This window comes from Fodinicurvata halophila, assembly GCF_042651425.1.
Taxonomy (GTDB): Bacteria; Pseudomonadota; Alphaproteobacteria; order Kiloniellales; family DSM-21159; genus Fodinicurvata; species Fodinicurvata halophila.
The window spans coordinates 729,346-755,204 of record NZ_JBHSCW010000001.1; the positions used below are offsets into that span (position 1 = coordinate 729,346).

Annotated in this window: 27 protein-coding genes and 1 tRNA gene; 23 read left to right on the forward strand and 5 right to left on the reverse strand. The window is 65.4% G+C overall.

The features are described 5' to 3' along the window. Positions 1 to 497: 497 nt before the first annotated feature. A complete protein-coding gene (locus ACFOW6_RS03365; protein WP_382420914.1) occupies positions 498 to 2,123 on the forward strand; it encodes an aspartate:alanine exchanger family transporter in 1,626 nt (541 codons plus the stop codon). A gap of 297 nt (positions 2,124 to 2,420) precedes the next feature. Here ACFOW6_RS03365 and ACFOW6_RS03370 read toward each other — a convergent pair. Further along, positions 2,421 to 2,496, reverse strand: a tRNA-Ala gene (locus tag ACFOW6_RS03370). Positions 2,497 to 2,622: 126 nt separating this feature from the next. After that, positions 2,623 to 2,967 carry a TIGR02300 family protein gene (locus tag ACFOW6_RS03375; RefSeq protein ID WP_382420915.1) on the reverse strand — a complete coding sequence of 115 codons (345 nt, stop codon included), beginning with the start codon at positions 2,965 to 2,967 and terminating at the stop codon, positions 2,623 to 2,625. Positions 2,968 to 3,157: 190 nt separating this feature from the next. Between ACFOW6_RS03375 and aroA the strand changes: the two genes are divergently transcribed. From aroA to ACFOW6_RS03445, 14 genes are all read left to right on the forward strand, one after another. After that, on the forward strand, positions 3,158 to 4,489 hold the full coding sequence (aroA, locus tag ACFOW6_RS03380) for a 3-phosphoshikimate 1-carboxyvinyltransferase (RefSeq protein WP_382420916.1): 1,332 nt from the start codon (positions 3,158 to 3,160) through the stop codon (positions 4,487 to 4,489). Positions 4,490 to 4,503: 14 nt separating this feature from the next. Continuing rightward, complete coding sequence (gene cmk / locus ACFOW6_RS03385) at positions 4,504 to 5,160, forward strand: (d)CMP kinase (RefSeq protein WP_382420917.1); 657 nt, start codon at positions 4,504 to 4,506, stop codon at positions 5,158 to 5,160. A 44-nt stretch (positions 5,161 to 5,204) separates the two neighbouring features. Beyond that, positions 5,205 to 7,022: a 30S ribosomal protein S1 gene (gene rpsA / locus ACFOW6_RS03390; protein WP_382421008.1), complete on the forward strand. Its 1,818-nt coding sequence runs from the start codon at positions 5,205 to 5,207 to the stop codon at positions 7,020 to 7,022. Positions 7,023 to 7,322: 300 nt separating this feature from the next. Beyond that, positions 7,323 to 7,601, forward strand: a complete 279-nt coding sequence (gene ihfB / locus ACFOW6_RS03395; protein WP_382420918.1) for an integration host factor subunit beta — start codon at positions 7,323 to 7,325, stop codon at positions 7,599 to 7,601. A gap of 55 nt (positions 7,602 to 7,656) precedes the next feature. Next, positions 7,657 to 7,995 carry a LapA family protein gene (locus ACFOW6_RS03400; RefSeq protein WP_382420919.1) on the forward strand — a complete coding sequence of 113 codons (339 nt, stop codon included), beginning with the start codon at positions 7,657 to 7,659 and terminating at the stop codon, positions 7,993 to 7,995. Positions 7,996 to 8,022: 27 nt separating this feature from the next. Next, a complete protein-coding gene (locus tag ACFOW6_RS03405; protein ID WP_382420920.1) occupies positions 8,023 to 8,961 on the forward strand; it encodes an ornithine cyclodeaminase family protein in 939 nt (312 codons plus the stop codon). A gap of 54 nt (positions 8,962 to 9,015) precedes the next feature. Then, positions 9,016 to 9,732 (forward strand): orotidine-5'-phosphate decarboxylase, encoded by a 717-nt coding sequence (gene pyrF / locus ACFOW6_RS03410; protein ID WP_382420921.1) that lies wholly within the window; start codon positions 9,016 to 9,018, stop codon positions 9,730 to 9,732. Positions 9,733 to 9,848: 116 nt separating this feature from the next. After that, entirely contained in the window at positions 9,849 to 10,646 is a 798-nt protein-coding gene (locus ACFOW6_RS03415; RefSeq protein ID WP_382420922.1) for a hypothetical protein, read from the forward strand. Further along, positions 10,643 to 11,293, forward strand: a complete 651-nt coding sequence (locus tag ACFOW6_RS03420; RefSeq protein WP_382420923.1) for a phosphoribosylanthranilate isomerase — start codon at positions 10,643 to 10,645, stop codon at positions 11,291 to 11,293. The genes ACFOW6_RS03415 and ACFOW6_RS03420 overlap by 4 nt, the downstream gene beginning before the upstream one ends. A gap of 154 nt (positions 11,294 to 11,447) precedes the next feature. Beyond that, positions 11,448 to 12,662, forward strand: a complete 1,215-nt coding sequence (gene trpB, locus ACFOW6_RS03425) for a tryptophan synthase subunit beta (protein ID WP_382420924.1) — start codon at positions 11,448 to 11,450, stop codon at positions 12,660 to 12,662. Beyond that, on the forward strand, positions 12,659 to 13,504 hold the full coding sequence (trpA, locus tag ACFOW6_RS03430; protein WP_382420925.1) for a tryptophan synthase subunit alpha: 846 nt from the start codon (positions 12,659 to 12,661) through the stop codon (positions 13,502 to 13,504). The genes trpB and trpA overlap by 4 nt, the downstream gene beginning before the upstream one ends. Then, a complete protein-coding gene (accD, locus tag ACFOW6_RS03435) occupies positions 13,501 to 14,526 on the forward strand; it encodes an acetyl-CoA carboxylase, carboxyltransferase subunit beta (RefSeq protein ID WP_382420926.1) in 1,026 nt (341 codons plus the stop codon). Before trpA ends, accD begins: the two co-directional genes overlap by 4 nt. Beyond that, positions 14,510 to 15,820: a bifunctional folylpolyglutamate synthase/dihydrofolate synthase gene (locus tag ACFOW6_RS03440; protein ID WP_382420927.1), complete on the forward strand. Its 1,311-nt coding sequence runs from the start codon at positions 14,510 to 14,512 to the stop codon at positions 15,818 to 15,820. Before accD ends, ACFOW6_RS03440 begins: the two co-directional genes overlap by 17 nt. Continuing rightward, the gene (locus tag ACFOW6_RS03445; protein ID WP_382420928.1) at positions 15,820 to 16,299 is read left to right on the forward strand and encodes a TspO/MBR family protein; all 480 of its coding nucleotides are present in this window, start codon (positions 15,820 to 15,822) and stop codon (positions 16,297 to 16,299) included. The genes ACFOW6_RS03440 and ACFOW6_RS03445 overlap by 1 nt, the downstream gene beginning before the upstream one ends. 7 nt (positions 16,300 to 16,306) lie before the next feature. Here the strand turns inward: ACFOW6_RS03445 and ACFOW6_RS03450 are convergent, their stop codons facing one another. Both ACFOW6_RS03450 and ACFOW6_RS03455 read right to left on the reverse strand, forming a co-directional pair. After that, positions 16,307 to 16,840, reverse strand: coding sequence for a GNAT family N-acetyltransferase (locus ACFOW6_RS03450; RefSeq protein WP_382420929.1), 534 nt, complete (start codon positions 16,838 to 16,840; stop codon positions 16,307 to 16,309). Between the two features lie 258 nt (positions 16,841 to 17,098). Then, positions 17,099 to 18,025, reverse strand: a complete 927-nt coding sequence (locus ACFOW6_RS03455) for a LysR family transcriptional regulator (RefSeq protein WP_382420930.1) — start codon at positions 18,023 to 18,025, stop codon at positions 17,099 to 17,101. 155 nt (positions 18,026 to 18,180) lie between these two features. Between ACFOW6_RS03455 and wrbA the strand changes: the two genes are divergently transcribed. From wrbA to ACFOW6_RS03495, 8 genes are all read left to right on the forward strand, one after another. After that, positions 18,181 to 18,786 (forward strand): NAD(P)H:quinone oxidoreductase, encoded by a 606-nt coding sequence (wrbA, locus tag ACFOW6_RS03460; RefSeq protein WP_382420931.1) that lies wholly within the window; start codon positions 18,181 to 18,183, stop codon positions 18,784 to 18,786. Positions 18,787 to 18,833: 47 nt separating this feature from the next. Next, on the forward strand, positions 18,834 to 19,553 hold the full coding sequence (locus tag ACFOW6_RS03465; protein ID WP_382420932.1) for a pirin family protein: 720 nt from the start codon (positions 18,834 to 18,836) through the stop codon (positions 19,551 to 19,553). Positions 19,554 to 19,595: 42 nt separating this feature from the next. Further along, the gene (locus tag ACFOW6_RS03470) at positions 19,596 to 20,567 is read left to right on the forward strand and encodes a glutathione S-transferase family protein (protein ID WP_382420933.1); all 972 of its coding nucleotides are present in this window, start codon (positions 19,596 to 19,598) and stop codon (positions 20,565 to 20,567) included. Between the two features lie 99 nt (positions 20,568 to 20,666). Next, positions 20,667 to 20,912: a hypothetical protein gene (locus ACFOW6_RS03475; protein WP_382420934.1), complete on the forward strand. Its 246-nt coding sequence runs from the start codon at positions 20,667 to 20,669 to the stop codon at positions 20,910 to 20,912. Positions 20,913 to 20,940: 28 nt separating this feature from the next. After that, the gene (locus tag ACFOW6_RS03480; RefSeq protein ID WP_382420935.1) at positions 20,941 to 21,675 is read left to right on the forward strand and encodes a pyrimidine 5'-nucleotidase; all 735 of its coding nucleotides are present in this window, start codon (positions 20,941 to 20,943) and stop codon (positions 21,673 to 21,675) included. Between the two features lie 125 nt (positions 21,676 to 21,800). Next, positions 21,801 to 22,661 (forward strand): 2,3,4,5-tetrahydropyridine-2,6-dicarboxylate N-succinyltransferase, encoded by an 861-nt coding sequence (gene dapD, locus ACFOW6_RS03485; RefSeq protein WP_382420936.1) that lies wholly within the window; start codon positions 21,801 to 21,803, stop codon positions 22,659 to 22,661. A gap of 14 nt (positions 22,662 to 22,675) precedes the next feature. After that, positions 22,676 to 23,827: a succinyl-diaminopimelate desuccinylase gene (gene dapE / locus ACFOW6_RS03490; RefSeq protein ID WP_382420937.1), complete on the forward strand. Its 1,152-nt coding sequence runs from the start codon at positions 22,676 to 22,678 to the stop codon at positions 23,825 to 23,827. Further along, entirely contained in the window at positions 23,824 to 24,396 is a 573-nt protein-coding gene (locus ACFOW6_RS03495) for a hypothetical protein (protein WP_382420938.1), read from the forward strand. The genes dapE and ACFOW6_RS03495 overlap by 4 nt, the downstream gene beginning before the upstream one ends. Before the next feature lie 7 nt (positions 24,397 to 24,403). On the opposite strand, the gene ACFOW6_RS03500 is transcribed toward ACFOW6_RS03495, so the two are convergent. Then, on the reverse strand, positions 24,404 to 25,849 hold the full coding sequence (locus ACFOW6_RS03500) for a TrkH family potassium uptake protein (protein ID WP_382420939.1): 1,446 nt from the start codon (positions 25,847 to 25,849) through the stop codon (positions 24,404 to 24,406). Positions 25,850 to 25,859 lie beyond the last annotated feature (10 nt).

Consider the following 25,859-nt stretch of genomic DNA (forward strand, 5'->3'; position numbering starts at 1 on the left):
TCTTGCCGACTTCACGCTGCAAACCTTCCTATTTGCGCTGGCGTGGGTCGCGCAGTAGGGCGGTTCCAGCGCGCTGATGAATGGGCATATGCGGAGGCATGATGGGCGAAGCTTTTCCGAACCAGCTCCAGAGTTTGTCTGCTACCTGGACGACGTACCGGCCGCACCGTATATCGCGATCATCCGCAGAGCTGCTCAAACCCAATCACCCAAGGCATGCGCGTTGCACCGATCGGATTTGCCAATTTCAGGTTTGCCCGATACCGTGCCGTTCGCCGTTCCAAGCAAGAAATGTCGGCTGTTACTGGTTATTAGTCTCGAACCTAATGGCCAGAGTCCTGATCGCGGTGGGCCCAGCTTCCGACTTCTAAAAGGGCCAAAAAGCTCAAGTGAGACTGAGGTTCTGCGGCTGTGCCGTTATGTACGAGGAGATAAGAAGCTGCGTCTAGCCGGGTTGAGCGGCGCTGTTTGGTCGATGAGATAGAAAGGTTGGTTTGTTGCCTGAAGCCGAAAACCTTATCGCGTTGGAGATCTACTTTCAGAGAACGGAGCTTCTGGTAACGTTTCTTTTGGCGTTGCTCGGCATCGCCTTCGGCAACCTGACGATCAAAGGTGTAGGCTTCGGCTCCAGCGGCGTGCTGATCGCCGCCATGGTTGCGGGTTATTTCTTTCAGTTTGAACCGGTGGCGATCCTGGCCAATCTCGGCATCGTCCTGTTCCTGCTCTGCGTTGGCCTAGAGGCAGGGCCGAGCTTCTTCCGCGCCTTCAAGCAGCACGGCCGGCGCTACATCGCCAATGTCCTGGTGCTGCTGGCCGTCTCCGGCGTCAATACCGTCGCCATCATCGCGTTGACCGGCGTGCCCATCGGCATCGGCCTCGGGCTGTTTGCCGGCTCCTTCACTTCCAGCCCGGCGCTCATCAGCGCGCTGCAGTTCAGTCCGGAGGACGAGGTAATCTTCGGCTACGGCGTCGCCTATCCCTTCGGTCTCCTCGGCGTCATTCTGTTCATCAGCATCTCGGTACGCGTTCTCCGGGACAAGGTGGCCGCGGAGCTTAGCGAGCGCAGTCACCTGCATTCAGCCGTCTTCAAGCTGGAGAACGACGACCTGCACGGCCAACTTATCCGAGACGCCGAAGTCTTGAAGCGCCACGACGTGGTGGTCTCAGGTATCCTGCGCGACCTCTCCGTCCGTGGCGCCAGCGGAAGCACGGTGCTGCAACGCGGCGACCTCCTGCGTGTGGAGGGGATTCCTGAGAATGTCGCCAGCGCCGGTGCGGAGATCGGAGAGGAGGTGCAGGAGACCTTCGACGAAAATTCCGAGCTCGACACCCGCTCCATCGTCGTCGAGAACATCTCCGTAGTGAACAGGTCGCTGCACGACCTGGGTATAAGGCTCAGGTTCAACGCGACACTGACGCGGATCATTCGCGCCAACATCGAGTTCGTGCCGGTGGAGGACCAGCCGCTCGCCTATGGCGACGTCGTGGTGGCGGTGGGCACACCCTACCAGCTCGACCAGCTTGAGATCTTCCTCGGCCACAAGCACCACACAGTGCAGCCACGCGTTGATATCGGCTCGCTCGCTGCGATCCTTTTCCTCGCCTTTGCCATCGGCGGCGTTGTGGTGCCAATGCCCGGACTCGGACAGTTCTCTCTTGGCATCGCCGGCGGCGCACTGGTAGCAGGCTTGATCTTCGGCCATTTCGGCCGCATCGGGAACTTCATCGGCCGCTTTCCACGCAACGCCACAGCGGTGCTGAAAGAACTTGGCCTGGCGCTCTTCTTCGTCCAGGTGGGGCTGGAGACCGGCCAGAGCTTCGTCGAATCGCTGGGCTTCGAAGCGGTGTACTACGCCCTCTACGCCATCCTTTTCGCCGTGGTGCCGATGGCGGCCAGTTTCCTCGTCGGCCACTATATGCTGCGCATCCCCATCAGTGAGTGCTTCGGCGTCATCTGTGGCGGCATGACTTTTACACCCGGCCTCGACGTCATCCGCAAAGTGGACGCCTCCGAGCGCCCCATTGTTGCCTACTCGTCGGTCTACCCAGTTGCTCTGATCCTGGTGATCGCGCTCGTACAGGGAATGCACCTGGCCCTGGTAAGCCTGTCTCCGCCTGTGTGACCTATATCCCGGCTAAAGGATCAGATTTACGGAATTCCTGTTCAGGTATATCAGTCATTTTTATCCTCAGGAAAATTCGTTATCCGTGAAAATCGTCGTTCCAGTTTGATTTTATGATAGGGCTGTCCTCGATAACCCGAGTTCGTTATCGAGGACGGTGTGGCCAACGGTGAGAAAACGATACCGAAAAGCAATAATCGTCTGCTGAACGCTGCACGGCCAGCGCCCTGGAGATCGACACAGGTTCACTTGTACAAAAGAGAACTACGCGTCGGAAAGCTAAGTAATTGAAAAGATTGGTGGAGCCGCGGGGAATCGAACCCCGGACCTCTACAATGCCATTGTAGCGCTCTCCCAACTGAGCTACGGCCCCATCCTTGGGATATGCCTGCCGTTTCCGGCGGCTGCGGGCTGGGAAACTACGAGGCGTTCCGGGTCTTGGCAAGGGAAAAATCAAGCCCGTGGCACCGGGTTTGCGACGTCCCGAAACGCCCGTGAATCAGCTCTTGTCGTCCTCGTCGTCCCCGCCGACCTTGCCCAGGTCGTCCTCGTCGCCCAGGTCCGAGGCATCCTCGAGCGTGTCGTCCTCGACCTCCAGGTCCAGGTCACTCTCCAGGTCGATATCCTCGTCCTGCTTTTCAGTCTCTGCCGGTGCCGGCGCTTCCTTCTCGACCGCCTTGGCACGCGTGCCGCCGCTGCCCTTACCACGCTTGCCGCGCAGATGGGCCTCGGGATCGAATTCGGTGCCGCAGGACGGGCAAACGATTGGGCTGCGAAGCATGTCGTAGAACTTCGTCCCGCAACTCTGACACTGGTGTTTCGTGCCCCATTCCGGCTTGGCCACACCTACCTCCGTGACGTCTGGTCAATCAGGATGCGCGCATTTGCCATGCTCCCCGTGCCCTGTCAAACACCTTCCGAGCGGAAAGTCGGCAATTCGCCTTCGACACGAAGCGGAAGGCTTGGGATGCACCGGCGGTCATGCTAAAGACCCGGCGGTAAACAGCCTGTCAACAGAACCGGAACTATAGAGCGTGGCATCGCTGACCGCCCACCCCTCCGAGGCCCTGTCCGGCACTCTCCAGGTGCCCGGGGACAAGTCCATTTCCCATCGCGCCCTGATGCTGGGAACCCTCGCCGTCGGCCGGACCTCGATCTCGGGCCTGCTGGAAGGCGAGGATGTGCTCAACACCGCGGCCGCCATGCGCGCGCTGGGGGCAGAGATCACGCGGGACGTCGACGGGCTCTGGCAGGTCTGGGGCCGTGGCGTGGGCGGCCTGCGCGAACCCGACGACGTCCTGGATTTCGGCAACAGCGGCACCGGCGCGCGCCTCGCCATGGGCCTGGTTGCGGGCCAGGCGATCAATGCGGTCTTCACCGGCGATGCATCCCTGCGCCGCCGCCCCATGGCCCGGATCATGCGCCCGCTGGAGCAGATGGGCGTGCGCTTCGTCGCCCGTGAAGGCGGCCGCCTGCCACTGACGGTCAGCGGCCCCCAGGCCCTGATGCCCGTCACCTATCGCCTGCCGGTCGCCTCCGCCCAGGTGAAGTCGGCCATCCTGCTGGCCGGCATCGCCGCGCCGGGCAAGACCACCGTGGTCGAACCCGAGCCCACCCGCGATCACAGCGAACGCATCCTGCGCCATTTCGGCGCCGCGGTGGAGGTCGGCGACGGTGAGGACGGGCGCCATGTCATACTCACCGGCGAAGCTGAGCTGACCGCCGCGCCGGTCAACATTCCGGCCGACCCCTCCTCGGCCGCCTTCCCGCTGGTTGCCGCCCTGCTGCTGCCCGGCTCGGAGATCACGCTGCCCGCCGTGGGCATGAACCCGCTGCGCACGGGCCTGTTCCGGACCCTGCGCGAAATGGGCGCCGAGCTGGAGGAGGAGAACGCCCGCCGGGAGGCCGGCGAACCTGTAGCCGACTTGCGCGTGCGGGCCGGCCGGCTGCAGGCCGTGACGGTGCCGGCGGAACGCGCACCCTCCATGATCGACGAGTATCCCATCCTGGCCGTCGCGGCCGCCTGCGCCGAAGGAACCACACGCCTCGAGGGGTTGGCCGAACTGCGCGTCAAGGAGAGCGACCGCCTGGCCGCCATGGCACGCGGGCTGCAAGCGTGCGGCGTGGAGGTCGAGGAAGGCCGGGACAGCCTGGCGATCCACGGCTGCGGCGGCCGCCCGCCGGGCGGCGCCACCATCGAGGCCGACCTGGATCATCGCATCGCCATGTCCTTCCTGGTCATGGGACTCTGCGCCGAACGCGCGGTCAGCGTCGATGATGCCGGCCCCATCAACACCTCCTTTCCCGGTTTCACCGAGGCCATGGGCGGCCTGGGCGCCGGACTGCGCGGCGACGGCACGACGTGAGGGAGGGCCGTGGCATGATCATCGCCATCGACGGACCGGCCGGCGCCGGCAAGGGCACGCTGGCCCGCCGGCTGGCGGAGGCCATGGGCTACGCCTATCTGGACACCGGCTCGATCTACCGGGCCGTGGGGGCCCGCCTGCTCGACGCGGGCGCAGCCGCGAACGACAGGCAGGCAGCACTGAACGCCGCGCGCAACCTGGATCCCGCTGACCTGGAACGCTCCGACCTGCGCCGGGAGGCCGTCTCGGAAGCTGCCTCCGAGGTTGCCGTCCAGCCCGATGTCAGGCAGGCTCTCCTGGAGTTCCAGCGTCGCTTCACCGCCTCTCCCCCCGGGGGCAAGACGGGCGCGGTGCTGGACGGGCGCGACGTGGGAACGGTCGTCTGTCCCCATGCCGATGCCAAGCTTTTCCTGACCGCCACGCCCGAGGCCCGGGCCGAACGACGGCATAAGGAGTTGCAGGAAAGCGGCGTGGAGTCTATATACGCGCGCGTCTTGGAAGACATTAAGGCCCGCGATGAACGGGACAGCCGCCGGACGGCGGCCCCGCTCAGGCCGGCCGAGGATGCCGTAACTCTGGATACGACGGCCCTGAACGCCGACGAGGTATTCGCGCAAGCGCTGCGGATCATCGCCGAGAAGACAGGAAGAACAGACATCCAGCAACGATAAGCCCGAGAGGATTTCGGGAAGACCGCCGGAGCCAACCGGCTGGCCTGAACACTGAACCGAAAGGAACCACTATGGCCACCAACACTGCGGCTCAGCCGCAAGAGAAAGAATCATTCGCCGCCCTGCTCGAGGAATCCCTCGGCGAGGTCGGCTCGCTGGAAGGCACGGTCCTGAAGGGGCGTGTCGTCAATATCGAAGGTGAAAGCGTCATCATCGATGTTGGCCTCAAGTCCGAAGGCCGCGTCGCGCTGCGCGAATTCGCCAAGGCCGGCGAAGACAGCGAACTCAAGATCGGCGACGACGTCGAGGTCTACCTGGAGCGCATGGAGGACAAGAACGGCGAGGCGATGCTGAGCCGCGACAAGGCCCGCCGCGAGGAGTCCTGGAACCACCTCGAGAAGGCCTTCGACGACAGCAAGCGCGTGACCGGCACGATCTTCGGCCGCGTCAAGGGCGGCTTCACCGTCGATCTCTCCGGCGCCGTGGCCTTCCTGCCCGGCAGCCAGGTCGACATTCGTCCGGTGCGCGACGTCACCCCACTGATGCACACCCCGCAGCCCTTCCAGATCCTCAAGATGGACCGCGCCCGCGGCAACATCGTCGTCTCGCGCCGTGCAGTGCTCGAGGAGGATCGCGCCGAGCAGCGCAGCGAGCTGATCGCCAACCTGCAGGAAGGCCAGATTCTGACCGGTGTCGTGAAGAATATCACCGACTACGGCGCCTTCGTGGACCTGGGCGGCGTCGACGGCCTGCTGCACGTCACCGACATTTCCTGGAAGCGCATCAACCATCCCTCCGAAGCGCTCGCCATCGGCCAGCAGGTGCAGGTGCAGATCATCCGCTTCAACCCCGAGACCCAGCGCATCAGCCTGGGTATGAAGCAGCTGGAGGCCGACCCTTGGGAAGGCGTGGCTGCCAAGTACCCGGTCGGCGCCAAGTTCGAGGGTCGCGTGACCAACATCACCGACTACGGCGCCTTCGTGGAGCTGGAAGCCGGCATCGAAGGCCTGGTGCACGTCTCCGAGATGAGCTGGACCAAGAAGAACGTCCATCCGGGCAAGATCGTCTCCACCTCCCAGCAGGTGGAAGTCGTCGTTCTCGACGTGGACGAGGAAAAGCGCCGCATCTCGCTGGGCCTCAAGCAGGTCCAGGCCAATCCCTGGGAAGAGCTTCTGGAGAACTATCCCGTCGGCTCCGAACTGGAAGGCGAGATCAAGAACATCACCGAATTCGGTCTGTTCGTTGGCCTGCCGGGCGAGATCGACGGCATGGTCCACCTCTCCGACCTGGACTGGAACCGTCCGGGCGAGGACGCCATCCAGGACTACGAGAAGGGCCAGGTCATCAAGGTCAAGCTGCTGGAAGTGGACGTCGAGAAGGAGCGTATCTCGCTGGGCGTCAAGCAGCTTGAATCCGACCCCTTCGAGAGCGCCAGCGAAGGCATCCGCAAGGGCAGCACGGTCACCGGCACGGTCACCGAGGTCAACGACAACGGCGTCGAGCTGGAGTTGGCCGATGGTGCCACCGGCTTCATCCGCAAGGCGGAACTCTCCCGCGATCGGGCCGAGCAGCGTCCGGACCGCTTCGCCGTGGGCGAGAAGGTCGACGCGAAGGTGACCACGGTCGACAAGAAGACCCGCCGCATCAACCTCTCGATCAAGCAGCTGCAGATCGCGGAGGAGAAACAGGCCATGGCCGAGTACGGCTCCACCGAATCCGGAGCCAGCCTCGGCGACATTCTCGGAGCCGCCCTGTCCCAGGCCAAGGCCGAAGCCGAGGACGGCGAGAAGAAGTCGACCAAGACGAAAAGCGCCGAGGACGACACGGAGGATACGGAGGACAAGGAAGACAAGGACAGCTGAAGCTGGACTGTCCCTTGTTGCCGAACAGAGCGGGGCGTGGAGTTTTCTCCACGCCCCGCTATTCTTGTCAGGGACGACCCGCCCGCCGCTTCAGGCCTGGATGGCAGCTGAAAACCATGGCTTGCCGAAAGCCGGCGCGAATTGGAACCGCTCCACGGAAGCCATAAACTATCTACTTGTTATGCAAGGATATTCCTTGACCTTCCGAGCGCAGTCTGGCAGATTTTCAAGGCAACCCTGCATGGGTTCTCTTTTTACGGGAATGCGGCACTCAGGCATCTCTGGGGGGCGGAAAGAAGCATGACAAAATCCGAGCTGATTCAACGCATAGCGGAGATGAATCCGCACCTCTACCACCGCGATGTAGAGCGCATCGTCAGCACGATCTTCGAGGAAATCGCCGACGCCCTTAGCCGGGGAGACCGGGTCGAACTGCGCGGATTCGGCGCCTTCTCCACCAAGCAGCGGGATGCCCGTGTCGGCCGCAACCCGCGGACCGGCGAGGCCGTGCAGGTCGAGGCGAAGTCCGTACCCTATTTCAAGACCGGAAAGCAGCTGCGCGAGCGGCTGAACGAATGATCGTCCGCCGGCCGCCACCGGCCCGGCGCACATCCGAGAACAAGGCGGATTTGCTGTGAAGCGTTTGAGCTGGATCATTTCCATTCCCCTGCTCATCATCGGCGTGGTCTTTGCCGTGGTGAACAGGCAGGACGTCGACGTGCTGATCTGGCCCTTCGGGATCCAGCTCCAGGCACCGCTTTTTCTGGTCATCCTGCTGGCCCTCTTTCTGGGCTTCCTGATCGGCGGCCTCTTGGCCTGGTTCTCCGCCCACGCCGCCCGGCGGCGCGAGAAGCGCCAGCAGAACGAGAAGCTGCGGGCGCTCGAGCGCCAGATTGAGGACCTGCGCCGGGGTCGCGAAAGCCCGTCCCCGACCTCATCGCGCCTGCCGGGTTCGGACGCCGGCGGCCGCTAGACCGGACAGGAAGGAGAGACCCGCCTGATGCGCATGGTATCTGCGGACGACACCCGCAACAGCCTCGATTTCCCCTCGCTGGTGCGAAGCCTCGAAACCGCCTTCGCCGGCGATGCCGAAGTTCCGGTCCGCCACCATCACTCCATCCCCCGCCCCGGCGAACAGGATGCCACCCTGCTGCTGATGCCGGCCTGGGACACCCATGGCCCCACAGGGGTCAAGATTGTGCGCGTCACGCCGGGCAATGCCGATCGCGGCCTGCCGGCGATCATGGGCGTCTACCTGCTGATGAACGAGGTGACGGGCGAACCGGAGGCTTTGATCGACGGGCAGATGCTGACCGTCCGGCGCACTGCTGCCGCCTCGGCCCTGGGCGCGCACTTCCTGGCCCGCGCGGACAGCCACCGCCTGCTGATGGTCGGCACCGGCGCGCTGGCGCCGCACCTGATCGAGGCCCACGCCAGCGTGCGCCCCATCCGCGAAGTGAAGATCTGGGGCCGCAATCCCGAGAAGGCCGACAAGCTGGCCAGCTCCCTGGACAGCAACACGCTCAAGGTCGAGGCCGTCGAGGAGCTGCAGGCCGGTGTCCAGTGGGCCGACGTGATCTCCTGCGCCACCCTCAGCCGCGAGCCCCTGGTCCGCGGCGCCTGGATGCAGGAGGGCCAGCACCTGGATCTGGTGGGGGCCTTCAAGCCGGACATGCGCGAGAGCGATGACGAGGCCGTCCAGCGCTGCCGCATCTTCGTCGACACCCATGCCGGCGCACTGAAGGAAGGCGGGGACATCGTCCAGCCGATGGAAGCCGGAGCGATCACCAAGTCCGACGTGGTGGCCGACCTCTTCGAGCTGTCCCGCGGCAAAGTCCAGGGGCGGCGGGACGACAGCGAACTGACGCTCTTCAAGTCCGTGGGCACGGCGCTCGAGGACTACGCCGCCGCGCAACAGGTGCTGCAGCGCCTGTCCTGACCCCGGATTCATGGTCGCCTGCACCACTGCAGGCCCTGGCAGCGAGACAATGTCATGACAGACGGACTGGAGTCCGTATTCATCGCCCTCGACACCTCCGATCCCCTCGGCGCGCGACACCTGGTGCGCACGCTGGGCAAGGGGCCGCGCACCGCCGGCTTCAAGATCGGCAAGGAGTTCTTCACCGCCCATGGCCCTGTCGGCACGCGCGAGGTAACCGACGGCTACCCGCTGTTTCTCGATCTCAAGTTTCACGACATTCCCAACACCGTGGCCGGCGCCATCCGCAGTTCGCTGCAGCTGCGTCCCGCCATCGTGAACGTCCATGCCTCCGGCGGCGCGGCCATGATGCGGGCGGCCGCCCAGGCCGCCGACGAAGCGGCAACCGCCTTCGATGCACCGCGGCCCTGGGTGATCGCGGTCACCGTCCTGACCAGCCTGGACGACAGCGACCTGGACCAGGTCGGCCAGGCCGGTCCGGCACGCGAACAGGTACTGCGCCTCGCCCGCCTGGCCCAGGACTGCGGCCTCGACGGCGTCGTCTGCAGTCCGCGTGAACTCGCGGACCTGCGCCGGCACTGCGGGCCGGACTTCCGCCTGGTGGTGCCCGGCATCCGACCCGACTGGGCCGACAGCGGCGACCAGAAACGCACCATGACGCCGGGCGAGGCGATCTCCGCCGGTGCCGACCGCCTGGTCATCGGCCGGCCGGTGACCGCCGCGAAGGATCCCCTGGCTGCCCTGCAACGGCTGGCCAGCGACCTGGCATGACTCGCGGCGGCCTGGAAATGGCCGGAACCGCTGGACAGCGGCGCCCTGCAAGGAAATGATGCCGGCCGCGAAGTTTTCCCGTGACGCTGGCGCCGCCCGAAGAAATAGTTGACCCCATGGACGAATTCGATTTCACGACCCTGCCGGACCAGCGGCAGCTGCACCCCCTCTCCCTGGGGCACACCCTGCCGCATGTCGTCGCGCTGCTGAAGGCACACTGGCGCAAGCTCGCCGGGCTCGCCCTGATACCGATCCTGATCAGCTTCGGGCTGGCGAGCGCCTTCACCCTGATCGGCCTGGGCACCCAAGCCAGCTTCTTCCTGCTGGGTGTGGACCTCTTCCTCTCCGTCTGGTTCTCGGTGGCCGTCTATCGCTACTGGTTCGTGGCCGAGCCCGGCGCGCGGCGTGACTACATCCCGGCCTGGCGCGGTCGCGAACTGCGCTTCTTCTTCCGCGCGCTTGGACTCTTCTTCATGATCTCCGGCGTGGTCGTGCTCTGCCTCATGGCCTTCGGCGGCCTGACCGGCGCGGCCGGCGGACTGCCGGCCATGGGACCGGGGCTGGTGGTCGGCATCCTGGCCGGACTCGTGGTGGCGGTCTCCTTCTCCTTCGTCCTGCCCGCCGCCGCCCTGGGACCGGGCTACAGCTACCTGCGCGCGCTGCAGGAAGCGAAGGGTATCCTGCTGCCTTTCTGCGGCCTGCTGCTGGTCACCATCCTGCCCGTGGACCTGGCGCTCAGCCTGGTCAATTTCCTGCTGCTCTCGCTCGAGCGCACCCTGGGACTGTCGGTGCCCGGCCTTGCCTTTGCCGCGGTCGCCAACTATGTCTCGCTGACCGTGGCCGCCACGGTGCTGTCCGTGGTCTTTGCCCGGCGCACGGGCTGGCCCTTGCGTGTGGAGGGAACCGCGACATGAGCCGTCCCGACGTGAAGATCTGCGGCATCAATTCCGCCGAGGCCGCCGAGGCCGCGGCGCGCCACGGCGCGCGCTATGCCGGGTTGGTATTCTATCCTCCCAGCCCCCGTTCGGTGGACGCCGCCCAGGCGGCCGCACTCGCCGCCCGTATGCCGGACTCAGTACTGAAGGTCGGCCTGTTCGTCGACCCGGACGACGACCTGCTGGGCGAGGTCCTGGCGCAGGTCCCGCTCGACATGCTCCAGCTGCACGGATCCGAAACGCCTCAACGCACGGCCGAGATCCGTAGCCGTCACGGACGCGCCGTCCTCAAGGCCGTCAAGGTGGCGCAGCCCGAGGACCTGGACCAGGTTGCCGACTACGAGGCGGCCGCCGACATGCTCCTGTTCGACGCCAAGGCTCCAAAGACCATGGCCAACGCCCTGCCGGGCGGCAATGCGCTCGCCTTCGACTGGCGCCTGCTCGGAAATCGCACCGGAAAGCTGCCGTGGATGCTTTCGGGTGGGTTGAAACGCGAGAACCTGGCCGAAGCCGTCACCATCAGCCGGGCCCGGGCCGTGGACGTCTCCTCGGGCGTCGAGGACAGCCCCGGACGGAAGAACCCCGAGCTGATCCGGGCCTTCCTGGAACAGGCCCGCACCCTCTAGCTTACCAGCGCATGAAAAGCCCGCCGTAACAGGCTTCTGGCGTTGCGGCAGGCGGCGTAATGGGGCAGAGTGCGCCGACATCGCCTGCCCTTGGGGTGCTGGCGGCGGGACAAGCTCCCGGATCATTATTGGACTTGCTTCAACAGACATCAGAATGACCGAACCGCTCAACACCTACAGATCCGGGCCGGATGAATTCGGCCACTTCGGAATATTCGGCGGGCGCTTTGTCGCCGAGACCCTCATGCCGCTGGTGCTCGAGGTCGAGCATGCCTACAACGAGGCCAACGCCGACCCGGAGTTCAAGCGCGAGATCGAGTACTTCGCCCAGCATTACGTGGGCCGTCCCAGCCCTCTCTATCATGCCGAGCGACTGAGCGAGTACCTGGGCGGCGCGCGCATCTACTTCAAGCGCGACGAGCTCAATCACACCGGTGCGCACAAGATCAACAACACGCTGGGCCAGATCCTGCTGGCGCGGCGCATGGGCAAGACGCGCATCATCGCCGAGACCGGCGCCGGCCAGCACGGCGTCGCCACCGCCACGGTCTGCGCCCGCTTCAACCTGCCCTGCGTGGTCTACATGGGCGCCACGGACATGGAGCGCCAGGCCCCCAACGTCTTCCGCATGAAGCTGCTGGGCGCCGAGGTCATTCCCGTGGAAAGTGGCACCGGCACCCTGAAGGACGCCATGAACGAGGCCCTGCGCGACTGGGTCGCCAATGTGGACAGCACCTTCTACATCATCGGCACGGCCGCCGGACCGCACCCCTATCCCGCCATGGTGCGCGACTTCCAGTCGGTGATCGGGCGCGAGACGCGCGAACAGATCCTGCAGGCCGAAGGCCGGCTGCCGGACACCCTGGTGGCCTGTATCGGCGGCGGCTCCAATGCCATCGGGCTGTTCCATCCCTTCCTGGACGAACCGGACGTGAAGATGATCGGGGTCGAGGCCGCCGGCCACGGACTGGACAGCGGCGAGCACGCCGCCTCGCTCAACGGTGGCGAACCCGGGGTGCTGCACGGTAACCGCACCTACCTGCTGCAGGACGACGACGGCCAGATCATCGACGCCTATTCCATTTCGGCCGGCCTCGACTATCCCGGCATCGGGCCGGAACATGCCTGGCTGCACGAAAGCGGCCGGGTCGAGTACGCCGCCGTCACCGACGCCGAGGCGCTGGAGGCCTTCAAGCTGTGCACCGCCACGGAAGGCATCATCCCGGCCCTGGAGCCCAGCCACGCCCTGGCCCAGGTCATCAAGGTCGCCCCCGAGCTGCCGCGTGACCACCTTCTCGTGGTCAATATCTGCGGCCGCGGCGACAAGGACATCTACGCCGTCGCCCAGAAGCTGGGGGTGGAACTGTGAGCACCGCAACCTCCGTCCAAATTGCCGAAAGCCGCGTCGACGCCCGCTTTGCCGAACTGAAGGCCCAAGGCCGTGCCGGCCTCGTCACCTTCATCACCGCCGGCGATCCGGACGCCGAGACCACCTATCAGATCCTGCGCGCCCTGCCCGAAGCCGGCGCCGACCTGATCGAGATCGGCATGCCCTTCTCCGACCCCATGGCCGACGGCCCGGCCATCCAGGCGAGCTCGCAGCGCGCGCTGAAGAACGGCATCTCCCTGGCCAAGACGCTCGAGATCGTGCACCGGTTCCGGGCCGAGGACAGCACGACGCCGGTCATCCTGATGGGCTACTACAACCCCATCTATCACATGGGCGTCGAGAAATTCCTCAGGCTGGCCCGGGATGCGGGTGTGGACGGCCTGATCATCGTGGACCTGCCGCCGGAGGAGGATCGCGAGCTCTGCCTGCCGGCCATCGACGCCGGATTGCACTGGATCCGCCTGGCCACGCCGACCACCGATGACAAGCGTCTGCCCAAGGTTCTGGAGAACACCAGCGGCTTTCTCTACTACGTGTCCATTCTGGGCATCACCGGAACTCGCGCTGCAGCGGCCGAAGAGGTCGGCGCAGCCATCGAGCGCATCAAGCGCCACTCTGACCTGCCGGTCGCCGTCGGCTTTGGTATCCGCACGCCGGAGCATGCCGCCGCCATCGGCAAGGTGGCCGATGCGGCTGTCGTGGGCTCGGCCATCGTCGAACGCATTGCCGAAGCTCTGGACGAGAACGGCAAGGCCGGTACGGGCCTCGTCGACTCCGTCACGGAGCTCATCCGCGATCTGCGAACGGGACTGGATCGATGAACTGGATCACCAACTATGTGCGCCCCAAGCTTCAGGCGCTGGTTTCTTCCAAGAACGAGGTTCCGGACAATCTCTGGGAAAAGTGTCCCGCCTGCGAGCACATGATCTTTCACCGCGAGCTGGAGGAACAGCTGCGGGTCTGCCCGAACTGCAGCCATCACATGCGCATCGGCCCGGCCACGCGCATGCAGCTGCTGTTCGACGAGGGCAAGTACACCCGCGCGGAGCTGCCGGAAACCATCCAGGATCCGCTGAAATTCCGCGACCGTGAACGCTATTCGGAGCGGCTCAAGAAGGCACGCTCCAAGACCGGCGAGCAGGATGCCATCCAGGTGGCCCACGGAACCATCGGCGGTCAGAAGGCCGTGGCCGCCGTGTTCGACTTCTCCTTCATGGGCGGCTCAATGGGCGTCGCCGTTGGCGAAGGCCTGCTGACCGCCGCGAAACTGGCGGTGGAAAAGGACGCGGCGCTCATCACGATTCCCTCCTCAGGTGGCGCACGCATGCAGGAGGGCATCCTTTCGCTGATGCAGCTGCCGCGCAGCGTCATTGCCGTGGAGATGGTGAAGGAAAAGAACCTTCCCTATATCGTACTGCTGACCGACCCCACCACCGGCGGTGTCTCGGCGTCCTTCGCCATGCTGGGCGATGTCCAGATCGCCGAGCCTGGTGCGGTCATCGGCTTTGCCGGCGCGCGCGTCATCGAGGAGACGATCCGCGAAACCCTGCCGCCCGGCTTCCAGCGCGCCGAATACCTGCTGGAGCACGGCATGCTGGACATGGTGGTCCCGCGCGCCGAGCTGCAGGAAACCCTGGGACGCGTCCTGCATCTGCTGCGCGAACCGCTGACCGGCGAAGCCCTGAGCACCAGCGGCAAGGGCAAGAAGGCCGCGTCCAAGGCCGCCGCCTCCGAAGAGGCCAAGAGCGGCACCGGTGCGCAAAAGGAAAAGGCCGCCGCACAGGACGAGAAATCCGGCACGAAGACGTCCAAGTCCGAGGCGGAGCGTGTCACACAACAGTGACGCCGTCCTGGCGCGCCTGAACCGGCTGCATCCCAAGATCATCGACCTCTCCCTGGGGCGCATAGAGCGCCTGCTGGCCGCCCTGGACCATCCCGAACGCCAGCTGCCGCCCGTGGTCCATGTGGCCGGGACGAACGGCAAGGGCTCGGTGCTGGCCATGCTGCGCGCCATGCTGGAAGCGGCCGAGCGGCGCGTCCATGTCTACACCTCACCCCATCTGGCACGTTTCCATGAACGCATTCGCCTGAGCGGGGAGCTGATCTCGGAACCGGAGCTGCTGGCCCTGCTGGAGGAATGTGAGCAGGCCAACGGCGAAACGCCCATCACCTTCTTCGAGATCACGACGGCCGCGGCCTTCCTGGCATTCGCCCGCCAGCCTGCAGATGTCCTGCTTCTGGAAGTCGGCCTGGGCGGCCGGCTGGATGCCACCAACGTGATCGACACCCCGGAACTGACCATCATCACCCCGGTCTCCATGGACCACATGCAGTACCTGGGGGACAGCCTGGAGGCGATCGCCCGGGAGAAGGCGGGCATTCTCAAGCCAGGGGTTCCAGCCGTCATTGGCCTGCAGCAGCCCGAGGCGCTCGAGGTCATTGAACGCCGTGCCCTGGAAGTCGGCGCACCCCTGATCGTCCAGAGCCGCGATTTCCACGTTCAGGAAACGGGCGAAGTCATGGTGTTCCGGATGGGTGACGAGCTGAGTCATTGGCCGCGCCCTTCGCTGCCCGGTCCGCACCAGGTCGAGAATGCTGGCATGGCGCTCGCCGCGGCCCGGGGCCTGGCCACCTTCCTGCCCGAAGACGCAGCGGTTGCCTCCGGCCTGCGCCGGGCCAGCTGGGGCGCACGCCTGCAGCACTTGCAGGAGGGTCCTCTGCCGCGGACCTTGCCGGCTGACTGGGAACTCTGGCTGGATGGCGGGCACAACGCCGCGGCCGGCGCTGCCTTGGCGCGGGCCTTGACCGACTGGCCTGGCGATGGCCGGGAAAAACCATTGGATCTTGTCTACGGCATGCTGAACAGCAAGACAGCCGAGGCCTTTCTGGCGCCCCTGGCACCTTTGACCCGCCGTCTCAGGGCCGTGGAGATCCCGGGCGAGCCCAACTCCCTGTCGGCAGACGCAGCGGCCGGGCATGCCCGCAGTTGCGGCTTCGAGGCGGCCCCTGCAGAAACCGTGCAGGAGGCGTTGCAGGCACTCGTCCAGGCCGCCGACAGGCCGGGCCGCATCCTCATCTGCGGTTCGCTTTACCTGGCCGGCGCCGTGCTGCGCGACAACGAACGCGAAGAGGTCTGATGGAACGCTCCCGCAGGCACACCCTGATGCTGCTCGCCTTTCTCGTGCTCACCCTGGCGGTGGGCCAGATCGGCAGCCTGCCGACCCGTACGGCACTGGACAGCTGGTATCCGGACCTGGCCAAGCCGGCCTTCACGCCGCCGGATCTGGCCTTTCCCATCGTCTGGAACCTGCTCTACGTCATGATGGCGGTGGCGGCCTGGCTGGTCTGGCGCCGCAGCGGCTGGGCAAGAGCCAAGGGGGCGCTGGGCCTCTGGGGCCTGCAGCTGGCCCTCAACCTGGCCTGGACCTATCTCTTCTTCGGTCTGCGCAGTCCGGGCCTCGCCCTGCTGGAAGCCGGCGGGCTGTTCCTTGTCCTCGTGGCCACCCTCGTGGCCGTTGACCGGCACAGCCGCACCGCGGCCTGGCTGCTTGTGCCCTACCTTCTCTGGACCGTCTACGCGATCGCGCTCACCTTCGAGATCTGGCGCCTGAACTGAAAACGTCTCAGGAGACCTGACGCACGCCCGCGGCCGCGCGCTCTTCCCCCGGCAAGGCCGCGCTTTCCTCGCGGCCGATGAGACCCTGAACGCCGTCCAGGGCCCCGGGCTTCAGCTCCAGCACCTGGAAGCGCGGCGGATCGACCGGACCGGGCAGGATCAGGCCATAACTCACCGCGGACTGGAACCCGAAGGGTTCGTAATAGGCGGGATCGCCCACCACCACGCAGGCGCTATGGCCCTGTTTCCGGGCCTCGGTCAGGCTGTGATAGACCAGCCCCTTGCCGATGCCGCGACCCTGTTGCGCCGGCTCCACGGCCAGGGGTCCCAGCAGGATGGCGGGATGATCGGCAATGCGGATCGGCCAATAGCGAATGGAGGCCAACAGGCTGTCGTCCTCGTGGACCGCGACGAAGGAAAGCGCCGTCACCGGCCGGATCCCTTCGCGCAGCCGATAGACCGTCTTGCCATGGCGGTCATGACCGAAGGTCCGGTCCAGCAGGGGGTCGATCAGGGGCCCGTCCACGGGCCGTTCAGGCATGAATTGATGAGTCATTTGGAAACAATCCGTTCGAACAAACACATGAAGCCAGGAGAGACTTGGCCCCGGAGCTTTCCTCCGGCGGCCCGCCGGTCGTTCACCGGCTATCCCTTCGTCGTTCGAACGTCGCAAACATCTCGTAACCTCTTGTTCACGCACAAGGCTTGACTTTCCAGTCCTATAGCACGCCTTCGTGGCAGAATCCACCGAAAGACAGACCGGCCCGCCTGCCTCACTGCCCTGCGCGGCGGACGTCGCTCAAACACTAGCGCAGAGATCACGGTCCCAGGAGGGCTCGGTCCCGAAGCAGCTCGCCAGATAGTCGATGAAAACCCGCACCTTGGGCGAAAGGTGTCGTCCGGCGGGATAGACGGCATTCACCGCCCCCAGTCCACCGTCGATCCAATCCGGCAGGACAGCGACCAGGCGTCCCGCCTGCAGGTCCGGGCCGGCGATGAAGGTCGGCAGGTAGGCGATTCCCAGACCGGCCACGGCTGCACAACGGATGGCTTCCCCGTTGTTGAGGCGCACCCGCCCGTTGACCCGCACGCTGCGCTCGCCCTCCGAGCCGTTCAATCGCCAGGTATCGCCCGAAGCCTGGTAGCTGTAGAGCAGGCAGGAATGCGCCGCCAGGGATTCCGGGCTCTGGGGCGTGCCGTGCCGTTCCAGATACGAGGGCGCGGCACAGAGGATGCGGCGATTGGGTGCCAAACGCCGGGCAATCAGGCTGGAGTCCGCCAGCACCCCGACCCGGATCGCCAGGTCGTAGCCTTCCTCCACCAGGTCAACAACGCGGTCCTCGAACGCGGCGTCCAGGTCGATTTCCGGATAGCGTTCCAGGAACGCCGGCAACAGCGGCGCCACCTGCAGGATGCCGAAGGACATGGGCAGGTTGACGCGCAGGGTTCCGCGCGGCGCGTCGGTCAGGCGATGCACGGCCTGGCTGGCGGCCTCCGCCTCGTTCAGCATGCGCCGGCAGCCCTCGTAATAGGCCCGGCCCGCCTCGGTGAGAGAGAGCTTGCGAGTCGTCCGGTTCAGCAGGCGCGTGCCCAGTGACTCCTCCAGCCGTGAGACCGTCTTGGATACCGCGGACTTGGACAGGTTGAGCGTACGTGCGGCGCCCGAGAAGCTGCCGCTTTCGACGACATTCACGAAAACCGCCATGGCCGGAAGGGATTCGAACATCAGGGAGTCCGCTGCTTTTCTGTTTCTTTAAAGGAAACGATTATATGAATTTTTCCACTCTTATCACACCTGAGGAAACAGAGCATATATGGACCACGTCACGCAAGGTAGAGACGCACACGATAACTCCCCCTGCAGCCCGAACGGAGGCACAGATGACCAAGGTTCTCATTCTCTACTACTCCAGCTACGGTCACATAGAAACCATGGCCAAGGCCGTGGCGGAAGGCGTGAAGGAAGTTCCGGGCGCCGAGGCGACGCTCAAGCGCGTGGCTGAGCTCGTGCCTGAAGAGGTCCGCAAGGAGTCCGGATACAAGCAGGATCAGGCCGGTGATATACTGGAGGACGTCAACGAGCTGGCCGACTACGATGCCATCATCGTTGGCACGCCGACCCGTTTCGGTAACATGACCAGCCAGATGCGCAACTTCTGGGACAAGACCGGCGGACTCTGGTTCAACGGCACGCTGATCGGCAAGGTGGGCAGTGCCTTCACCTCCACCGCCACCCAGCACGGCGGGCAGGAAACGACGCTGACCTCCACCCAGACGACGCTGATGCACCATGGCATGGTCATCGTCGGCGTGCCTTACAGCTGCGCCGAGATCATGAACATGAACGAGATCACGGGCGGCACACCCTATGGTGCCAGCACCCTGGCGGACGGCGACGGCAGCCGCCAGCCCAGCGAAAACGAGCTGGCCATCGCGCGATTCCAGGGTCGCCATGTGACCGGGATCGCCCAGAAGTTGCACGGATAAGGGAAACCGCACGGCGGGAAGCGGCCGTGCCACGAGGAGATACGGTCATGATCGAAGCACGCCCCTTCGAGAATCTGGGTCATTTCGAGAATGCCTGGCTGAATGCCAACTATCACTTCAGCTTCGCCAACTACCGTAATCCCTCGCGCATGGGTGTCGGACCCCTGCGCGTCTGGAACGACGATACCGTCGCGCCAGGCCAGGGGTTCGACATGCATGGCCATCGCGACATGGAGATCATCACCTATATCCGCGAAGGGGCGATCACGCACCAAGACCACCTGGGCAACGAAGGACGCACCGAAGCGGGCGACATCCAGGTCATGTCGGCGGGCAAGGGCATCCTGCACGCCGAGTACAACCAGGAGGACAGGCCGACAACCCTGTTCCAGATCTGGATTCTGCCCAACAAGGCTCACGTTCAGCCGCGCTGGGAAACCCGCCGCTTCCCCCGGGAGGATCGGGCCGGCGAACTGGTGGCCCTGGCCTCGGGCCGCGGCCATGACGGAGCCCTGGTCATTCATCAGGATGCCGCTCTCTTCGGCAGTCTGCTGAAGACGGGCCAGACCCTGGACGTCGAGCTCGAACCGGGACGCCAGGCCTATCTGGTGCTGGCCACCGGCCGGGTGGAGGTCCAGGATGACAGCGCCGCCTCACAGACGCTGAAGGCGCGGGACGGCGCCCACATCGCCGAGACCGGAAGACTGCGCATTGCCGCGCAGGAAGACAGCGAACTTCTGCTCGCCGACCTGCCGGAGGCGTTCTGAGCCCCGTCCGGTGGAGCGGAAACGAAGGAAAGGACTTCAGGTATGGGACTTCTGATCGACGGCCAATGGCATGACAAGTGGTACGACACCGACAAGCACGGTGGGCGTTTCCAGCGCGACGCCAGTGCCTTTCGCAACTGGATCACGGCCGACGGCAGTCCCGGTCCCTCGGGCGAAGGCGGCTTCAAGGCCGAACCCGAGCGCTATCATCTCTATGTCTCGCTGGCCTGTCCCTGGGCCCACCGGGTCCTGATCTTCCGCAAGCTGAAGAAGCTGGAGGAACTGCTGCCCGTGTCCATCGTGCACTGGTACATGGGCGAGAACGGCTGGGAGTTTCGTGAAGAGGACGGTGCGACGGGCGACCCGCTGTTCGGCTATGACTATCTGCACCAGCTCTATACCCGGGCCAAGCCGGACTATACGGGTCGCGTCACCGTGCCGACCCTCTGGGACAAGCAGAAGGGCACCATCGTCAGCAACGAGTCGGCCGAGATCATCCGCATGCTGAATACGGCCTTCGACACCTACACCGACGTCGACCACGATTTCTATCCGCCCGAGCTGCGCGAGGAGATCGATGCCGTGAACGCGCGCGTCTACGACACGGTGAACAACGGCGTCTACAAGTCGGGCTTCGCCACCACGCAGCAGGCCTACGAGGAAGCCGTGGTGCCGCTGTTCGAGTCCCTGGATTGGCTGGAGGAGCGGCTGTCACGCAACCGCTATATTGTGGGCGATCACCTGAGCGAGGCCGACTGGCGGCTGTTCACGACCCTGATCCGCTTCGATCCGGTCTATGTCGGCCACTTCAAGTGCAACCTGCGCCGGATCGTCGACTACCCCAACCTCTGGGCCTACACCCGTGAACTCTACCAGATGCCGGGCATCGCCGAGACGGTCGACCTGCACCACATCAAGCATCACTATTATGTCAGCCACGGCATGATCAATCCGACCGGCGTGGTGCCGAAGGGGCCGATCCTCGACCACATGGCTCCACACGGGCGGGGATGAGCGAGCCTTTCTCGCCCGGAATTTGACGGATGCGGACAGGACAGGACTTGCAGTAAGCTTCCCGGGTCTTCGGCACAGAACATCACGGGGCTGCATCCAATGACGCTCACCAGGACAGGAAAAGCCGCACTCCAGGTTATCGGCGCCGCGACAGCACTTGTTCTGACCGGATGTGCGGACTCCGGGGGCTGGGCCGAGGAGCGTGCACCCTACGGGCACATGCCGCCACCGGGCGAATGCAGGGTCTGGTACCCGGACCGTCCGCCCGGACAGCAGCCACCGCCAGGCCCATGCCACGAGATTCACGAGGACGTGCCGCCGGGAGCGTCGGTTCTGCGCGGCTGACGCGCGCGCAAGGACAGGAGCCTGCCTCTTGCCCCCGCCGGTGCTTTGCGCCACCTTCAATGCCATGCAGACGAAAGACGTGCCCCAGACCCCGCCGCCGCATCCGCAGCAGGTCGAAACCTGGCTGTTCGACCTGGACAACACGCTCTATCCGGCCTCCTGCCGGCTGTTCGACCAGATCGACCGTCGCATGGGCCTGTTCATCGAACAGCGCTTCGGCCTGTCGTCGGAAGCGGCGCGGCACATGCAGAAGAGCTTTTTCCATACGCACGGCACCACCCTGCGCGGCCTGATGACGGAGCATGCCGTCGATCCCGCCGATTACCTGGACTTCGTCCATGACATCGATTTGTCGGGTCTGGAGGCCGACTCCCGGCTCGATGCCGCCCTGTCTGCTCTGCCCGGGCGCAAGGTGATCTTCACCAACGCCGATACCGGCCATGCAGAACGCGTCCTGGACCGCCTGGCGCTTGCACATCATTTCGAGGCCATCTTCGACATCCGGGCGGCCGAGTTCGTGCCCAAGCCGGACGAAGGGCCCTACGACCGCCTGCTGGAGAGACACGGCCTCGCCGCAGAGCGCACCGTCTTCTTCGAGGACTCGGCGCGCAACCTGAAGCCCGCCCATGCCCGTGGCATGACCACCGTCTGGGTGCGCCACGAAGCCAACTGGAGCGCGCCCCCCGCCGAGGACGACTACATCCACCATCGCACCGACGACCTTACGGCCTGGCTGCAGGCCCTCCACGCCCGAAACGGCTGACTTCCCTCCCTCTCCGCCGTCGCTAGCTCTGGCGGAGATTGACTTGGACGGGGGGCTGCCGCATCTTCTGCCGCGCCCGTTCAACCGGCCGGCTGGCCCAACCCGTGAGCAGAGACGTCAAGACAATGCAGACAGAAGACCTGAAGAGCGTCATTGAGAACGCCTGGGAAGAGCGCGACAAGATCAGCCCCAAGACCGAAGGCGTGGTCCGCGACGGTGTCGAACTGGCCCTGGAAGGCCTCGACAACGGCCGCTTCCGCGTCGCCGAACGCCAGGAGGACGGTGCGTGGCAGGTCAACCAATGGCTGAAGAAGGCGGTCCTGCTGTCCTTCCGCCTGAACGACATGACGGTGATGCCGGGCGGCCCACGCGACGTGAATCACGGCGAGGCCGTGTGGTTCGACAAGGTTCCCTCCAAGTTTGCCGGCTGGACCGAAGAGCACTTCCGCGAAGCCGGCTTCCGTGCGGTCCCCAACTGCATTGTGCGCCGCTCCGCCCATATCGCCTCCGACGTCGTGCTCATGCCGTCTTTCGTGAATGTCGGCGCCTACGTGGACAGCGGCACCATGGTGGATACCTGGGCCACCATCGGCTCCTGCGCCCAGATCGGAAAGAATTGTCACATCTCCGGGGGCGCCGGCATCGGCGGCGTGCTTGAGCCGTTGCAGGCTAACCCCGTGGTCATCGAGGACGGCGTCTTCGTCGGTGCCCGCTCCGAAGTCGCCGAGGGCGTCATCGTGCGCGAGGGCTCGGTGCTCTCCATGGGCGTCTACCTCGGCGCCTCCACCACCATCATCAATCGCGAGACCGGGGAAAAATTCCGCGGGGAGGTGCCCTCCTACTCGGTGGTGGTGCCCGGATCCATGGCCGGCAAGCCGCTGCCGGACGGCTCGCCCGGGCCCAGCCTCTACTGCGCGGTGATCGTCAAGCGCGTGGACGAGGGGACGCGGGCCAAGACCTCGATCAACGAGCTGCTGCGCACCTGAGGCCGGGGGCCGTCATGACGTCCGGCGTACTGGATCCCGTCGAGCTCACCCGGCGCCTGATTCGCTGCCCCAGCGTCACGCCCGAGGAAGGCGGCGCGCTCGACCTGCTGCAGGGCGAGCTGGAAGCGCTGGGCTTCGCCTGTCACCGCCTGGTCTTCTCGGAGGACGGCACGCCGGACGTGGACAATCTCTACGCCCGTCTTGGCACGGCGGCGCCCAACTTCTGCTTCGCCGGCCACACCGACGTGGTCCCTACGGGCGATCCCGAAGCCTGGAGCTGCGACCCCTTCGCCGGCGAATTGCGCGACGGCATGGTCTTTGGCCGCGGCGCCTCCGACATGAAGGGGGCAGTGGCCGCCTTCGTCGCCGCCGTCTCGGCCTATCTGGCCGAGCGCGGCACGCCGGTCGGCTCCGTCAGCCTGCTGATCACCGGCGACGAGGAGGGGCCCTCCATCAACGGCACCCGCAAGGTGCTGCAGTGGCTGCATGAAAAGGGCGAGACGCTGGACGCCTGCCTCGTGGGCGAGCCCACTAATCCCGGCGAGTTGGGCGACATGATCAAGATCGGCCGGCGCGGCAGCATGAGCGGCTGGCTCACGGTGCGCGGTGTCCAGGGCCACACGGCCTATCCCCACCTGGCCGACAACCCGGTCCACCGCCTGGTGGCCATGCTCACCGCTCTCACCGCCCATCCCCTGGATCACGGCAGCGAGCACTTCCAGGCCTCGACCCTGCAGATCACCACCGTCGACGTGGGCAATCCGGCCACCAACGTCATTCCCGGTGCGGCGCGGGCCACCTTCAACATCCGCTTCAACGACCGGCACAGCGGCGCCTCCCTGGAGTCCTGGCTGCGCGCCACCCTGGACGCCATGGGCGGGGACTACGACCTGCAGATCAAGCTGTCCGGCGAGTCCTTCATCTGTCCGCCGGGATCCTTCAGCGAGCTGATCGCCGACTCGGTGGAACGCGAGATCGGCCGCCGCCCCGAACTCTCCACCACCGGCGGCACCTCGGATGCCCGCTTCATCAAGGACCACTGCCAGGTGGCCGAGTTCGGCCTGGTCGGCCAGACCATGCACAAGATCGACGAACGGACCCCGGCCAGCGACCTGGAAAGCCTGGCCCGCATCTATCGCCGCGTCCTGGAGGGCTACTTCGGGTGAAGGTGCCGGCCCCGGGCGAGATACTCCAGGCGCTCTACGCCAGTTGGCGCCTGGCGCGTCTCGATCCACAGGGCCTCTCCTTTCTGGGGGCGACGGCGGAGGACTTCCGGAAATCCTTCTTCGCCGCCGTCATCGTCCTGCCTGCCTGGCTGTTTCTGCTGGCCCTGCACCTGCGCGAACTGGAGGTCACTGCCGGCTGGCCGGCCATCCTGGCGATCCAGCTGCCGGCCTACGTCATCTCCTGGACGCTCTATCCCGTGATTCTCGACGGCTTCTGCCGGGCGATGGACCGCGATGCGCACTACTTCCGCTACATCGTCGCCTTCAACTGGATCAAGGTGATCCAGACGCTGGCCTTCACCCTGGCCACGCTGATCGGCTTCCTGCTGCCCCCGGCTGCCGCCGGCGGCCTGACCTTCGCGGTCCTGCTGCTGGTCCTGGTCTATCACGGTTACGTGGCCAAGACCGCGCTGGAGATCGGCGTCGGCACCACGGCGGCTCTCGTCTTCCTGGACCTGCTGCTCGGCCTGGTCATCACCACCCTGGCCGACAGCGCACTGCTCGGCTGAGGCCCTCTCAGCCGCGCCAGAAGTGCGGCGTGAAGAGGATCAGCACGGTGAACAGCTCCAGCCGACCCAGGATCATCCCGGCCGACAGCATCCACTTCGCGGCATCGGGCAGCGTGGCGAAGGTGGTGGAGGGCCCGATGGTTTCGCCCAGCCCCGGCCCGACATTGGAGATCGCCGTGGCCGCCCCGGACAGCGAAGTGATGAAGTCCAGGCCTGTCCAACCCAGCACGGCGGCCAGCACGCCGAAGCAGACGATATAGAGGAAGAAGAAGCTCATCACCGACAGCGAGACCTGCTCGGTGACGGGTTGGCCGTTGTAGCGCGCGATGAAGATGCCGTTGGGCTGCATCAGGCGCTTCAACTGGGTGCGTGCCGTGGCATAGAGGATCTGGAAGCGGAACACCTTGATCCCGCAGGAGGTCGATCCGGCACAGCCGCCGATGAACATCAGCAGGAAGAAGACCGCCAGGGCGAAGCCGCCCCAAAGGTCGAAGGCAGCGGTGGCGTACCCCGTGCCGGTCATGATCGAGATGGCGTTAAAGGTGGTAAAGCGCAGGGCTTCGAAGGGCGCCAACCCCGATTCCAGGAACAGGTAGGCCGCCAGCGCCAGGATGGACACGGCCATGATGCCAAGCATGGTCCGTATCTGCGTGTCATGCAGCAGGGCCCGCAGGTTGCCGTGCATGGCCCGCACGTAGAGCACGAAGGGAATGCTGCCCAGAATCATCATCAGGCTGACGGCATAGTCGAGAGCCGCCGAATCGTAATGCCCGATGGATCCGTCATGGGTGGAATAGCCGCCGGTGGCGATCGAGGTAAAGGCATGGGCGATGGCATCGAACCCGCTCATGCCCAGGAACCAGTACACCAGGGCCGCCAGCAGCGTGAATCCGATGTAGATCAGCAGGATCTCGCCCGCGATCTGGGCCGCGCGTGGCAGCACCTTGTCGGTATCGAAGGCCTCGATGCGGAAGAGCTGCATGCCGCCGACGCGCAGCATCGGCAGGATGGAGATGGCGGTCACGATGATACCGATCCCGCCCAGCCACTGCAGCAGGGCACGCCAGATCAGAATCCCCCGCGAGGTATCGTCCAGGCCGCTCAGCACCGTGGCGCCGGTGGTCGTGATGCCGGACATGCACTCGAAGAAGGCGTCGGTATAGCTGAGGTTGGCCGAGGTAAAGGTGAACGGCAGGGCACCGAAGATCGCGATCACCACCCAGATCATCGTGGTCATCAGGAAGGCCTGGCGCAGGCCCATTTCCCGCCAGTTGCTGCGCGTGGTCAGGATCAGGCTGATGCCGACGAAGAGCGTCAGCGCTGACGAGGCCGCGAAGACCTGCCAGTCGGGGCTGCCGTCGCCCAGGTCGACCAGCGCCGGAAGGATCATGGCCAGTGCCAGAACGGAGAGAATCAGGCCGTTGACGAAGAATACCGGCCGCAGGTCGAGCATGCGTTATCCT

What these genes read in the sequence shown, in the direction of transcription:
- cmk (WP_382420917.1), top strand. Translation starts at nt 4,504, where the DNA reads ATGATCATCGCCATCGACGGACCGGCCGGCGCCGGCAAGGGCACGCTG.
- ihfB (WP_382420918.1), top strand. Translation starts at nt 7,323, where the DNA reads ATGACAAAATCCGAGCTGATTCAACGCATAGCGGAGATGAATCCGCAC.
- ACFOW6_RS03405 (WP_382420920.1), top strand. Translation starts at nt 8,023, where the DNA reads ATGCGCATGGTATCTGCGGACGACACCCGCAACAGCCTCGATTTCCCC.
- pyrF (WP_382420921.1), top strand. Translation starts at nt 9,016, where the DNA reads ATGACAGACGGACTGGAGTCCGTATTCATCGCCCTCGACACCTCCGAT.
- ACFOW6_RS03415 (WP_382420922.1), top strand. Translation starts at nt 9,849, where the DNA reads ATGGACGAATTCGATTTCACGACCCTGCCGGACCAGCGGCAGCTGCAC.
- ACFOW6_RS03420 (WP_382420923.1), top strand. Translation starts at nt 10,643, where the DNA reads ATGAGCCGTCCCGACGTGAAGATCTGCGGCATCAATTCCGCCGAGGCC.
- trpB (WP_382420924.1), top strand. Translation starts at nt 11,448, where the DNA reads ATGACCGAACCGCTCAACACCTACAGATCCGGGCCGGATGAATTCGGC.
- accD (WP_382420926.1), top strand. Translation starts at nt 13,501, where the DNA reads ATGAACTGGATCACCAACTATGTGCGCCCCAAGCTTCAGGCGCTGGTT.
- ACFOW6_RS03445 (WP_382420928.1), top strand. Translation starts at nt 15,820, where the DNA reads ATGGAACGCTCCCGCAGGCACACCCTGATGCTGCTCGCCTTTCTCGTG.
- ACFOW6_RS03450 (WP_382420929.1), bottom strand. Translation starts at nt 16,840, where the DNA reads ATGCCTGAACGGCCCGTGGACGGGCCCCTGATCGACCCCCTGCTGGAC.
- ACFOW6_RS03455 (WP_382420930.1), bottom strand. Translation starts at nt 18,025, where the DNA reads ATGTTCGAATCCCTTCCGGCCATGGCGGTTTTCGTGAATGTCGTCGAA.
- wrbA (WP_382420931.1), top strand. Translation starts at nt 18,181, where the DNA reads ATGACCAAGGTTCTCATTCTCTACTACTCCAGCTACGGTCACATAGAA.
- ACFOW6_RS03465 (WP_382420932.1), top strand. Translation starts at nt 18,834, where the DNA reads ATGATCGAAGCACGCCCCTTCGAGAATCTGGGTCATTTCGAGAATGCC.
- ACFOW6_RS03470 (WP_382420933.1), top strand. Translation starts at nt 19,596, where the DNA reads ATGGGACTTCTGATCGACGGCCAATGGCATGACAAGTGGTACGACACC.
- ACFOW6_RS03475 (WP_382420934.1), top strand. Translation starts at nt 20,667, where the DNA reads ATGACGCTCACCAGGACAGGAAAAGCCGCACTCCAGGTTATCGGCGCC.
- dapD (WP_382420936.1), top strand. Translation starts at nt 21,801, where the DNA reads ATGCAGACAGAAGACCTGAAGAGCGTCATTGAGAACGCCTGGGAAGAG.
- dapE (WP_382420937.1), top strand. Translation starts at nt 22,676, where the DNA reads ATGACGTCCGGCGTACTGGATCCCGTCGAGCTCACCCGGCGCCTGATT.
- ACFOW6_RS03500 (WP_382420939.1), bottom strand. Translation starts at nt 25,849, where the DNA reads ATGCTCGACCTGCGGCCGGTATTCTTCGTCAACGGCCTGATTCTCTCC.